The organism is Gammaproteobacteria bacterium, from assembly GCA_009845905.1.
Taxonomy (GTDB): Bacteria; Pseudomonadota; Gammaproteobacteria; order Steroidobacterales; family Foliamicaceae; genus Foliamicus.
Genome location: VXYS01000004.1, coordinates 221374 through 234031 on the forward strand (window position 1 = coordinate 221374; position 12658 = coordinate 234031).

At 65.0% G+C, this 12658-nt stretch carries 11 protein-coding genes; 6 read left to right on the top strand and 5 right to left on the bottom strand.

What is annotated here, in order from left to right; genetic code table 11:
- Positions 1-51: 51 nt before the first annotated feature.
- The 4 genes from purB (at position 52) to F4036_02535 (ending at position 3765) form a co-directional block, all read left to right on the top strand.
- Positions 52-1428 (top strand): adenylosuccinate lyase, encoded by a 1377-nt coding sequence (gene purB, locus F4036_02520; protein ID MYK36613.1) that lies wholly within the window; start codon positions 52-54, stop codon positions 1426-1428.
- A gap of 24 nt (positions 1429-1452) precedes the next feature.
- On the top strand, positions 1453-2523 hold the full coding sequence (mnmA, locus tag F4036_02525) for a tRNA 2-thiouridine(34) synthase MnmA (GenBank protein MYK36614.1): 1071 nt from the start codon (positions 1453-1455) through the stop codon (positions 2521-2523).
- Positions 2524-2697: 174 nt separating this feature from the next.
- Positions 2698-3345, top strand: coding sequence for a hypothetical protein (locus F4036_02530; GenBank protein MYK36615.1), 648 nt, complete (start codon positions 2698-2700; stop codon positions 3343-3345).
- 114 nt (positions 3346-3459) lie between these two features.
- The gene (locus F4036_02535; protein MYK36616.1) at positions 3460-3765 is read left to right on the top strand and encodes an RNA-binding protein; all 306 of its coding nucleotides are present in this window, start codon (positions 3460-3462) and stop codon (positions 3763-3765) included.
- 15 nt (positions 3766-3780) lie between these two features.
- Here the strand turns inward: F4036_02535 and F4036_02540 are convergent, their stop codons facing one another.
- The 3 genes from F4036_02540 to F4036_02550 are packed head-to-tail and all read right to left on the bottom strand — an operon-like array spanning position 3781 to position 6767.
- The gene (locus F4036_02540; protein ID MYK36617.1) at positions 3781-5193 is read right to left on the bottom strand and encodes an MFS transporter; all 1413 of its coding nucleotides are present in this window, start codon (positions 5191-5193) and stop codon (positions 3781-3783) included.
- Positions 5154-6188 (bottom strand): NADP-dependent oxidoreductase, encoded by a 1035-nt coding sequence (locus tag F4036_02545; protein ID MYK36618.1) that lies wholly within the window; start codon positions 6186-6188, stop codon positions 5154-5156. The genes F4036_02540 and F4036_02545 overlap by 40 nt, the downstream gene beginning before the upstream one ends.
- Positions 6189-6233: 45 nt before the next feature.
- Positions 6234-6767 (bottom strand): VOC family protein, encoded by a 534-nt coding sequence (locus F4036_02550; protein ID MYK36619.1) that lies wholly within the window; start codon positions 6765-6767, stop codon positions 6234-6236.
- Between the two features lie 112 nt (positions 6768-6879).
- On the opposite strand from F4036_02550, the gene F4036_02555 reads away from it, so the two are divergent.
- Positions 6880-7962 (top strand): class I SAM-dependent methyltransferase, encoded by a 1083-nt coding sequence (locus tag F4036_02555; protein ID MYK36620.1) that lies wholly within the window; start codon positions 6880-6882, stop codon positions 7960-7962.
- A 3-nt stretch (positions 7963-7965) separates the two neighbouring features.
- Complete coding sequence (locus tag F4036_02560) at positions 7966-8262, top strand: hypothetical protein (protein MYK36621.1); 297 nt, start codon at positions 7966-7968, stop codon at positions 8260-8262.
- Here the strand turns inward: F4036_02560 and F4036_02565 are convergent.
- Complete coding sequence (locus F4036_02565) at positions 8236-11397, bottom strand: efflux RND transporter permease subunit (protein MYK36622.1); 3162 nt, start codon at positions 11395-11397, stop codon at positions 8236-8238. The genes F4036_02560 and F4036_02565 overlap by 27 nt on opposite strands.
- 3 nt (positions 11398-11400) lie before the next feature.
- A complete protein-coding gene (locus tag F4036_02570; GenBank protein ID MYK36623.1) occupies positions 11401-12504 on the bottom strand; it encodes an efflux RND transporter periplasmic adaptor subunit in 1104 nt (367 codons plus the stop codon).
- Positions 12505-12658: the final 154 nt, after the last annotated feature.

Below are 12658 nucleotides of genomic sequence, written 5' to 3' on the forward strand. Positions count from 1 at the left end.
CTACCCCTGTTGCAGTATGATGCGCGCCTCGGAGTATAGCCGCCCATTTCCATGTCCCGGTATACCAGCCTCGCGAATTCTCTGACCGCGCTGGGGCCGCTGGACGGGCGCTACGCGGAAGCCGTGCGGCCGCTGGCCGAACTGTTCTCCGAGCAGGGGCTGATCCGGCAGCGGCTGAAGGTGGAGCTTGCCTGGCTGCGGGCGCTTTGCGCCGAAGAAGCATTCGGGCCCGCCGCTCCGCTGACCGCCGACGAAACGGCCTTTCTGGACGCTCTGGAACAGGACCTGGGAGCGCCGGCGGCCGAGCGCGTAAAGGAACTGGAGCAGCAGACCCGCCACGACGTCAAGGCGGTGGAGCTGTACCTGGCCGAACGGCTGAGCGGACACGATTCGCTCGCCGGCCGCATACCTCTGCTGCATTTCGCCTGCACCAGCTGGGACATCAACAGCAGCGCCTACGGCATCATGCTGGCCGGGGCCCGTTCAGAAGTCCTGACGCCCGTGCTGGAAGCGCTGATCGGGCAGCTTCGATGCATGGCCCGCGATCACGCCGGCCTGCCCATGCTGGCCCGCACCCACGGTCAGCCGGCCAGCCCCACGACACTGGGCAAGGAACTGGCGGTGTTCGCACACAGGCTTCAGCGCCAACTCGCGGTTTTCGGCGACATCCCGGCGATGGCCAAGTGCAGCGGCGCGACCGGCAACTACAACGCCCATTACGCCGCCTGCCCCGGGGTGGACTGGCCGGACTTCAGCCGCCGCTTCCTTTCCGGGTTGGGCCTGGCGCAGAACCCGGTCACGACGCAGATCGAGCCGTACGACTGGGTAGCCGAGTATTGCGACGCGCTCGCGCGGATCAACCGCATCCTGATCGACCTGTGCCGGGATGCGTGGACCTATATTTCGTTGGGCTACTTCCGCCAGAAAGCGGTGAGCGGCGAGACAGGGTCTTCCACGATGCCGCACAAAGTCAATCCCATCAATCTCGAAAACGCCGAAGGCAACCTGGGGCTTTCGAACGCGCTGCTGGGCCACTTTTCGGAAAAGCTCCCCGTGTCGCGTCTGCAGCGGGACCTAAGCGACTCCACGGTGCTGCGCAACCTGGGCGTCGCATTCGGGCATGCGCTGGTGGCCTGGACGGAAGTGCAAAAAGGCCTGGACAAACTCTCGCCCGATGAGTCCAGAATGAGCGAGGACCTCGACTCGGCCTGGGAAACGCTGGCCGAGGCGGTGCAGACGGTGATGCGCGCCCATGGCTGCGAGAATGCCTACGAACAACTTAAGGATATGTCACGTAATCAGATAGTTACAAGAGTATCCTTACATGATTTCTTGAGTAAGACAGAGCTGCCTGACGCAGCGCGCGAGGCGCTGCTCGCCCTGACTCCCGCGACTTACACGGGCATCGCGAAGAAACTGGCGGAGTGAGGTTCTCCCGTGGCGGCCAACGTCATGGTGGCGATTTCCGGCGGAGTGGATTCCGCGGTGGCCGCGTTGCGCCTGATCGACGCGGGCCACCCGGTGGAAGCCCTGCACATGACCAACTGGGACGAGCCCGACGGCTCCTGTCCCGCCGCCGAAGACCTTGAGGCCGCGGCGGGCGTGGCCGGCGAACTCGGCATCCCGCTACACCATCTGAATTTCTCCGAAGAGTACCGGCGGGAAGTCTTCGACGAGATGCTGATGGAGTGCCGGGCGGGACGAACTCCCAATCCGGACGTCGGCTGCAACAGGCGCATCAAGTTCGGGGCCTGTCTGAAACAGGCGCGTAGACTGGGCGCCGAACGGCTGGCCACGGGCCACCACGCACGCCTGGAGCACTCGGCGCCCGGCACCCGGCTGTTGCGCGGAAAGGACCGCAACAAGGACCAGACGTATTTTCTGCACGCGGTTGACGGAAGTGCGCTCGGCGGTTGTCTTTTCCCGGTGGGTGAACTGGACAAGGACGAGGTGCGCGACATCGCGCATCGGCGCGGGCTGCCGAATTACGCGCGCCCGGACAGCACCGGCATCTGCTTCGTGGGCGAGCGGTCCTTTCCGGATTTCATTTCGCGGCACCTCGCGATGCAAGCGGGGCCCATCGTCACGCTTGCCGGAAAGCATGTGGGCGAACATCGCGGTCTTGCAGCCTACACGATCGGCCAGCGGCGCAGACTCGGACTGGGAGGCATGCAAGGCTGCGGCCCCGAGCCTTGGCACGTGGTGCGCAAGGACCTGAGCGCCAACGCGCTGGTCGTGGCACAGGGGCACGACCACCCGCTGCTGTTCACCCGCCTGGCCACCGTGCGAAAGCTGAAGTGGGTGCGCGGCGCGCCGGATGATCTCCTCGGGGGCATGCGCTTGAGCGCCAAGACCCGCTACCGCCAGGACGACGCGGATTGCGAGGCGCGTCTGGTCGGCCCGGACCGCTGCCTGGTGCGCTTCGACGAGCCCCAGTGGGCGGTAACGCCCGGGCAGTACCTGGTTTTCTACAACGGCGAGGAATGCCTGGGTGGCGGCGTAATCGAACGCGCCGAAGCCTAGGCGCAGTGCGTCCCCTGGGGTGGGAGGGCGTCCCGCCCTCCGCGAAGGCGGGCCGCCGTGGGGGACATGCCCCCACTCCCAGGGCGAACTGTTAGCATTGGCCGAATGCGAAATCAGCGGTCGCAAACACATCCTGTAAGCGCATTCTTCGGTGTACTGACTGCATGCAGTCTCGTGCTTTCGTCCGCTGGCGCCGCGGCAAGCGAGGAGGCAATCGTGGACGCCGATTTCAACCCCTTGGCCGAGCTGGGACGGGAACGCCGCCGCCAGGTCCAGGTCCGTCAATCCTTAATGGGCGCATTGGAACAGGTGCAGCCGGGAGACGACAGTCTCGCCGACCTGTTCGAAGCCTGCGCCGACTACCTGGTTAACTCGATGGACCGGCTCGACCTCACGGACATTAACATCCACGACTTGCTGAAGGAGCGCGTTCCCAAGGACAACGCGGAGGTTCACGAGGCGCTGCAAACACTCGCAATCCGCCAGGAAAGAGCGAGAGCCGAAAATGCGCTGCTCGCTGAGACGCTTGACGCGTATCGCCAGGCGGACCGCGCCGATTTTGCCGTCCTGGACGAGGCGCTAAGGCACTACCACGCCGTAATGTCGGAATTAATGACGCCGCGCAAGAACCCCTTCAGCGACTACACCGATGTCCTGTTCACAATGGACGACTGGACGAATATTGCCGAGGTCAGCGCCGAATCCATAGCCGCTGAAGACCGCCTTTTCGACTCGGTTTCGGCGGCGGCTCCGGACACTCTGAAGCCGGACGCCTTCTCCGGCACGCACGGCATGCAACGGCCGCCTGTTTCGAACAAGTGATCCCCATCACCCCACTCTCAGGCTAGAATGTACATTCATATCCGCAATTCTTGCGGGCCAACGAGCACCCAGCCCACTAGTACGCAGGCGCTAACCAACTCTTTGGAAGGAATCATGGGAAGAAAACTGTACGTAGGCAATCTGCCCTATTCGGCAACGGAAAGTTCCGTTACGGAGAAGTTCGCCGAGTCCGGGACCGTCGAGTCCTGCAATCTGATCAGCGATCGTGACACGGGTCGCAGCAAGGGTTTCGGCTTTGTGGAAATGGCCACCGACGCCGAGGCTCAGGCGGCCATCGAAAACCTTGACGGCTCCGACTATGACGGCCGCCCCATGAGGGTGAACGAAGCCAGGCCGCAGCAAAAGAGATCCGCAGGCCGGGATCGCGGTGGTTATGGCGGCGGCAGGTATCGCCACTGACCTTTACTCGATCCGCTAGTTCTCCCGGATGCGGGCGAGTTCGCGACGGAAGCAGCGCAGGGTAACGGGGGCCAGCGCCAGCACGATCGAACCGTAGATCAGCGGAACAGCCGCAAACGCCAGCGCCAGTCCCTTGGCGCCGGTCGCTCCGGGGAGGACGGACTCCAGGAACGCATCGAAGCCTGCGATCCCGGTGCCCCCGTTGAACCAGTCCGAGAGCCAGCCGACGGTGGATGGCCCCAGCGTCAGGCCGGTAATGCTGATCGCCATGTAATAGACCGCGCTGATCTGTCCCCGGAACTGGGGCGGCGTGATCATCAACAACGCCGTCAACCCGGTTGCCGTTGTGGTGGCGATGCCCACCAGGCTCATGCCCAGGACGATAAAGGCGGATGTCGTTCCGGGCATCAGGCCGATCAGAAAGCCCGTGGGCACGAACAGGAACGTCCCTGCGACGGCGATCGCCAAGGGGGCGTTGTCCTGCCCCCGCCGCACCAGGTAGTCCGACAGGGCGCCGGCCGAGAAAACGGTGGCGGGTGCGCAAACCAGTGTCACGATCGCCTTGGTCTTGGCGAATTCGGGCGCTTCCATTCCCCAGGTGCGCACGAACATCTCGGGCATCCAGAAATGCGTGTAGGCCACCGTAGTCATCAGGCAAAACGGCAACACAAATGTCAGGTACGTCTTCCAGTTCGAGAACAGGTAACGGAACATGAGCCAGGGCGCGCTGGAGGTTCCCTGCTTGAGGTCCCGTCGCACGGGCTCCCTCACGGTCAGCATGGCCAAGGCCAGCAGCAGCCCGGGAACCCCCACGATAATGAACACCGCCTGCCAGGGCCTGATGGCGCCCACCAGCGGCCAATCCAGGACCTCTACCCCGCGTAATGCCGCCAGTAACGCGCCGATCGCGTAATACGCGGTAGCGGTGCCCAGCGAAAGCGCCATGGAATAGACCGCGATCGCCTTGCCGCGCTTTTCCTTGGGAAAGCTGTCGGCGACCATCGACATGGTGCAGGGACTCAGCGCGGCCTCGCCCACCCCGACGCTCATGCGCAGTAAAAACAAATGCAGATAGTTACTCGCCAGCCCGCATAGAGCGGTCGCCGCCGACCACAGAGCGATCGCGCAACTGACGATACTCACACGGCGTGTGCGGTCCGCCAGCCAACCCAGCGGCAGGCCCATGGTGGCGTAGAAGATGCCGAAGGCCAGGCCCAGCAGGAGGCCCATCTGACTGTCGGTCACACCCAGGTCCGCCTGGATCGGCCCCACCAGCAGGCCGATCACGGTGCGGTCGATGTAGGAAATGAAGTAGGCCAGCGTAAGCAGCGCCACCATGTACCAGGATCGCTTCGGGCTGGGATAAGGCGGCTTGTTCAGGTTGTTCATCAGTGATGCTTCTCCGGTTCTCCCCGCACGCTGCAGCATTGCACGCCTACGTTGCGCCCATCGTACAGCCTCGCCAAGGCATCGGGCATGTTCTCGAAACCCTCCACCACATCCTGGACGGGTTTGAGCTTACCCGCCTTGATCCACGCCGCCAGTCCGTCGAAGGCGTCCTGGAAGCGGTCCTGGTAGTTGTAGACGAAGAATCCGCTCATGCTGCCGTTCACGCGGCGCAGGTTCAGGTAGTTGGACAGCGCGAAGCTTTCCTCTCTCAGATATTCGGAAATAGACCCGCACAGCACGATGCGCGCGCCGAGTGCGAGATTGTCCAGGCAGGCGGCGAGCAAATCGCCGCCCACGTTGTCGAAGTAGAGATCCATCCCGTCCGGGCAGAGCTCGGCGACGCGCGCGCAGGCGTCCTCGTTCTTGTAGTCGATGGCCTTCTCGCAGCCCAGTTCCCGGATGAAGCGGCATTTCTCCGGCCCCCCGGCAATGCCGATCACGCGGCAGCCATGGATCTTCAGCATCTGCACCACGATCGAACCAACCCCGCCAGCCGCTCCGGAAACGACCGCCAGGTCGCCGGCCCTGGGACGCCCGCAGTCCAGCAGTCCCCAGTAGGCGCTGACCCCGGTCATCCCGAGCACGCCGGCGCCCAGCGAAAACGGCAGGCCGTAGTCCCTGCACTTGAAGAACCGCTCGCGGGTCGTGGCGGCCGTGACCTTCCACGTCTGCCAGCCGAGCTGTCCCTGAACGATGTCCCCGGGCTGGTAGTCCGGGTGGTTGGACTCCGCCACTTCGCCCACTCCGCGCCCGTGGATCACGTCGCCTATGTCCAGCGGCGTCTCTCCCGAGGGATTAAGGCCCTGCATGTACATGCGCATCACCGGCGCCAGGCCCAGGTAGCGCGTCTTCACCAGCATTTCGCCTGGCCCGGGATCGGGAATTGCCCGTTCGGCCAACTCAAAGTCGCTCGGGCGCACGTTGCCTTCCGGCCGCGCCGCAATGCGCCACTGCAGGTTGACGTCCTCTCGCAAAGTGCTGCGCCCTCCTTCCCGGCGGCCACTATACTGGAATGGGCGCTACTGCTCCTGCTCGATCATTTCGTAGATCTCGACCATGTGGCCCGTGGGAGCGCGCAGCAGGATAGTCATCGAGCGGCCCGTGCGGGACGGTCCGTAGGGCTTGACGATGTCGACGCCATGCTCGACGGCGCGGTCGTAAACGTCGCGAATATTCTTGCCCATGTGCACCAGCACTACGCCGCCATGGGCCGTCCCTGAATCGGGAAGATCAAGCTCGGGAAAATCCGGGGTGTCCTCCACCATCAACAGGCCAATCATGGCCCCGTCTTTGGACGTGAAGATGGTGAAGTAAGTGGTCGAATCTTCGTTCCAACCCAGCGGATGGGCAAAACCCGTGCGCGGTTCCGGATCGCCGGCGTATTCGAAGCCCATTACGTCCCTCCAGAACGTGATGGACGGCTCGAGGTCGGCAAGGCGGGCAAGCACCGCCGTGCGTATGAAGGTAGCGTAGCCCGGCTCGGGTTCGTGGCTGTCCGCCTGGGCGCCGGCGACTATCAGAGCGCCGGCAAGCAATACAAGAAATCTGCGCATGGGTGTGCTCCCTGTCCTGTTTCGGGGAGAGTATAGGCGGGCCGCGCCAGCCCGTGTCCCTCTTCGGAAATTCCGCGCTAAACTTATCGAACCGCTAACCGAGGGCACTCACATGATCCCGATCAGCCAGAGACACCGCGCCGGACTTCAGTTCCTGGGGTCGCTGCAGCACTTTTCCTCCAGCCACATTCGCGACCTCGCGCGGGAGCAGTTCGCCGCCAGCGAGAAAGGACGGGAGCTCCTTGAGGCCGAGGTCGCGCCGGAGCCGCGCGCCCAGTTGAAACGCGCGCGGGAAGCCCGCAAGGCGGCGCTGGACTGTCCGGCCTACCAGCACGAGAGGCTCTACCAGCGCTACGTGGCCGAAGAGAATTTCGTGCGCGCGATTCCGGCCGTGGAGGAAAAGCGCGAGGACTGCCTCAGGGTCCTGAGCCACGAGCCCGAATTCCAGGGCGGCTCGCTGGAACTCGACGACAGCGTTCCGATTCCGAAGTACTACGAAGGCGTGGAGTGGCACCTGGAACCCGGAGGCTGGGACGGCTACGACCTGGCTACCCCGATGTTCATGGCCGGCGTGGCTCCATACGTGTTCTCCCGCGGCGGCTATGCGGCGGTGGAAGTGGACCAGGACATACGGCGGCAGCGCGTGGACGTCGTGAGCCTGCTGCCGAAAGACCACTACGACCGCATCTACGAGCCCGGATGCGGAGGACTGGGAGCGCTGGCGGCCTGCAGCAAGGTCTATCCCGAGGCCGAGCTGACCGGGAGCGACATCTCCACGGCGCTGCTCAAGGGCGGACACAAGGCCGCGCGCAACATGGGCATACCGATCCACCTGAAGCAGCGCGACGCGCGCGACACGGGCGAGCCGGACGAGTCCTACGACGCCGTGCTGATGTACGCGCTGCTGCATGAAATGCCCGTGAAGGTGAGCATCGACACCATCCGCGAGGCGTACCGGATCCTCAAGCCCGGCGGCGACATCGTGATCAACGACCCGCCGCCGTTCTGCCGCGTGGACGCGTTCCAGGCCGCGATCCTGGACTGGGAAAGCGAATACCGCGGGGAACCCTTCTTCAGCGCCGCCTGCTCGATGGACTGGGCAACAGTGCTCGAAGAAGTCGGCTTCAAGGTGCTCGAAGCGCGCGCGCTGGATTCAAGGGGCTATCCCTGGGTCAACGTAGCAACCAAGCCTTGAGCGGTGACTAAACCGCCGACACGGCCGCTTACCGGCGACGAGAGCCTGGATCGCCTGCTGCGCATGAACACGGAGCTCCTGTCGGAGCTCTGGATTCTGCGCGACAGAGTGATGGTCCTCGAGAAAATCCTTGAGGAGAAAGGCCTGCTGGACGCCAGGGCGATAGACGACTATGCGCCGTCTCCGGACTTCGGCGAGGCTCTGCAGGACGAGCGCGACCGGTTGGTGCGGCGCGTGGCCGGCGCGCCCTGGACCGAGGAGTTCACCTGGCAGTCACTCGTCGAGCGCGGCGGGCGGTAGCCGCCGCCCGACCCAGGCGAAATACACCGCCGGGATCACCAACAGCGTAAGCGCCGTCGTCGAGATCATCCCGCCCAGCATCGGCAACGCGATGCGGCGCATCACGTCCGCACCGAGTCCGCCGGTCAGGAAGATCGGCGCCAGGCCGGCCAGCACAGTGATCACGGTCATGAGGATCGGACGAAGACGCAAGGCGGATCCGACACTGATCGACAGCGCGAGTTCCTCCCGATTGGCGGGCCTGTCCTCGCGCACGTGGTTGTCGATGTACATCACCATGACCACCGCGGTCTCGGCCGCGACTCCGCCAAGCGCAATGAAGCCCACCGCCACGGCCACGGAAAGGTTGTAGCCGGCCAACCATACCGCCCAGAGCCCCCCGATCAGGCCGAACGGCAGCGAAAGCATGATCATGGCGGTGCGGTCAAGCCGGCCGAAGTGCAGCATGAGCAGCAGGAAGATCAGCCCGACAGCCGAAGGTATGGCGATATTGAGCCGTTCGCCCGCCGCCTGGATCTGCTCGTACTGGCCCGACCACTCGATGGCGTAGCCGGGGGGCAAGGTCACGCTGCGGTCCACAAGGCTCCGTGCCTCGGACACGTAGCCACCCAGATCGCGCCCCTCGATGTCCACGAACACCCAGCCGGTAAGGCGCGCGTTCTCCGAGCGGATCATCGGAGGCCCTTCTGTGAAGGTCACGCGCGCCAGTTCGGCAAGCGGGATGTGCGCCCCGGTGGGCGTCGGGACCAGGATGTTCTCGAGATCGGCGCTGGTCTCGCGAAACGGCCGGTCGTAGCGCAGCATGATGTCGTAACGCTCGCGCCCTTCCACGCTCTCGGCCAGCTTCATGCCCCCCAGCGCGGTCTGGATGACCGACTGGAATACGCCCATGTCGATATTGCGCCGCGCGAGCTCGGAGCGGTCCGGCAGGATCTCCAGGTAGTTGCCCCCCAGGACACGGTCGGCAAGCGCGGTGCGCGTCCCCGACACCATTCCGACGACCGATTCCACTTCGCGGGCCAGACGCTCGAGTTCGCCCAGGTCGTCTCCGGTGATCTTCACGCCCACCGGCGTGCGCACGCCGGTCGAGACCATATCCATGCGGATATTGATCGGGTAACCCCAGGAGTTGACCAGGCCCGGCATCTGCAGGCGGCCGTTCAGGTCCTCGACAAGCCGCTCGGGGGTCATGCCTTCGCGCCATTCGGACTGAGGCTTGAGGCGGATCCAGGACTCGATCATCGTCAGCGGCGCCGGGTCGGTCGCGGTGTCCGCGCGGCCGGCCTTGCCGAACACGCTTTCTACCTCGGGCACCGCGGCGATCACGCGGTTAGTCTGACCGAGCACTTCGCGAATCTTCGTCGAGGACACGCCCGGCAGCGTCGTGGGCATATAGAGCAGTTCACCCTCGTACAGGGGCGGCATGAACTCCGATCCCAGCCGTGACAAGGGCACGACGGAACTGGCGATCAGGACGGCCGCGACCGCCGCGGTGATCCACTTGAAGCGCAGGGCCAGGCGCAGGCAGGGAGCGTAGAGTCGGGCCGCGAACTCGCTGACGGGATTGCGGACCCGTATTTGCCCTCGCAGCAGGAGAAAGATAAGCACCGGCACCAGCGTGACCGACAGCAGTGCGGCGAACGCCATCGCATACGTCTTGGTAAAGACCAGCGGCGCGAACAGGCGGTAACTCTCGCCGGTCAGGGCAAACACGGGAAGAAAGGAAACGGTGATGATGAGCAGGGAAAAGAAAATCCCCGGGCCCACTTCCTGCGCCGCCCGGATCACGGCGCGCTGCCGGGCGCCGCGTCCCGAAGCGGGGCCGATCTCCGCAATCCTGCGGTTGGCGTTCTCCACCATGACGATGGAGGCGTCGACCATAGTCCCGATGGCGATCGCAATGCCTCCCAGCGACATGATGTTGGCCGTGACGCCCTGGGCGGACATGATCACGAACGCACCCAGCACGCCAAGCGGTAGCGTGATCAGCGCCACGAACGCCGAACGGATGTGCAACAGGAAGATGACGATAACCAGCGCGACGGCGATGCCCTCCTCTATCAGCTTGCGCATTAGGTAGGAAACCGCGCCCTCGATCAGGGGCGAGCGGTCATAGGTGGTGACGATGCGAACGCCCTCGGGCAGACCGCGCTCGAGTTCAGCGAGTTTGGCCTTGACCCGCTCGATGACCTGCAAGGCGTTCTCGCCGTCGCGCATGACCACGATGCCGGCAACCGTCTCGCCGGCTCCGTCAAGCTCCACGATGCCGCGGCGCAGGGCGGGACCTTCCACGATACGAGAAACGTCGGCCAGCGTGACCGGCGTGCCATCCTCCGCGTACACCACGACCTTTTCCAGATCCAGGCGGTCCTCCACGTAGCCGGAGGAACGGATCACGAACTCGCTTTCGCCCTGCTCCAGCACCCGTCCGCCGACTTCGCTGGACGCCGCCCGTACGGCCTCGGAAATGCGCCGGATCGACACGTCGTAGGCGCGCAGCTTGTTGGGATCGATCAGCACCTGGTACTCGCGCACGAATCCGCCCACGGACGCCACTTCCGCCACCCCGTCGACGCCCGCCAGCTCGAACTTGAGGAACCAGTCCTGCAGCGAGCGCAACTGGGCCAGATCCGTGCGTCCGGTCTCGTCCACGAGCGCGTACTGATAAATCCAGCCCACGCCGGTGGCGTCCGGTCCGATCTGCGGCCGGGCGCCGGGCGGCAGTTCGGTGCTCAGGCGCGACAGCGCCTCGACGACCCGCGAGCGCCCCCAGTAGAGGTCCACGTCGTCTTCAAAGATCACGTAGACGAAGCTGGTGCCGAACATGGAAGAGCCACGCACGTCCTTGGTCCTGGGCAGGCCCAGCATGTTCGCCGACAGCGGGTAGGTCACCAGGTCTTCCACGATCTGCGGCGACTGGCCCGGGAACTCCGTGCGGATGATCACCTGCGTGTCGGTAAGGTCCGGAATGGCGTCCAGCGGCGTCCTCTCCAGGGAAAGCCAGCCCGCCAGCGCAAGTCCGGCGGCCAGCGTCAGGACGATGACCGGATTGTCGGCCGACCAGGCGATCAGCCGCGCGATTGCCGAGTCCGTCGGGTCGCGGCCGGCCAGTTCGTTGACGGGTGGACCAGCCATGCGCTAGTGGCGGTGCCCGCCGCCGGGGCCGTCCTCCTGTGGCTCGAGCTTCGCCAGGCCCTCGCGCAGGTTCGCCTCGGAATCGAGCATGAACTGCCCGCTCACGACGACCCTCTCGCCTGCGCCCAGTCCCGCGAGGATCTCGGTCCGGCCGCCTCCCGCAGCGCCGGTTTCCACGGTCCGGCCGGCGAAACGGCCGCCGCCCAGCGCGACAATCACGTGTTCTCCCCGGCTGTCCCTGAGCAGAGCCTCGGTCGGCACGGAGAGGCGCGCTTCCCCGGCGCCCAGGCTGAATTGAATGTCCGCGTAGGCTCCGGGGCGCAGCGCTCCGGAAACATTGTCCACCTCGATGCGAACGTCGGCGGTTCGCGTCTTCGGGTCGATCGTGGGATAGATGTAGTCCACGCTGCCCTGCTCCGCCGCTTCCGGCGCGCTGGGAAAATCAAGCGAGACGGTCTGGCCGGCCGTTACCAGTGCCAGGTCGGCTTCCGGAATGGAGGCGATGACCCAGACTCTGGCGTACGACTGCAGCCGCATGATCGGAGTCCCCGGCTTTACGTAGTCGCCTTCCCGCACCGCAAGCCCTGCCACCGTACCGGCGGCTTCGGCGTATACGGGCAGGCGCTCGATCACCTTGCGGTTCTCGACCAGTTGATCGATTGCCGCGGCCTGCATGCCGTCGGAAATCAGCCGCTGGCGGCCGGAGTCGATGCGCGTTCCGCGGCCTGCTTCAAGCGCCGCGAGAAAGTCCTTCTGCGCGGCGATCAGGGCGGGACTGTAAACGCGGTACAGGAGCGCGCCGCGCGCGACCTCGTCACCCTCGGCGCGCACCGCGAGGTCTTCGATCCAGCCTTCCAGCCGGGCGACCGAAACCGACTCCAGCCGTTCGTTGCTCACCACATTGCCGAAGGCCCGCACCGACTGATCGAAGTACGCGGTCTCCACCGGGGCCGTGCGCACGCCCATGGTCTGGATCATCTCCGGGGACACCTGCACCATCGCTTCGGGAGCCGATCCGGATAGCGGCCGGATCGAGACCGCAACCACGTCCATGCCGCAGATAGGACAGACGTGATCTGGATCGGTGGAAACGACATGCGGATGCATTGGGCAGGCGAACAGCTGCTCCGTTTCGGCCGGCGGCGGAAACACAAACTGCTCCGTTTCGGCCGGCGTTGGAGACACAAGCTGCCCGGTTTCCGCGCCGGGACCGTTTCCGCCACAGCCGGCGACCGCGATCAGCATCGACAGCAAGCCGGCG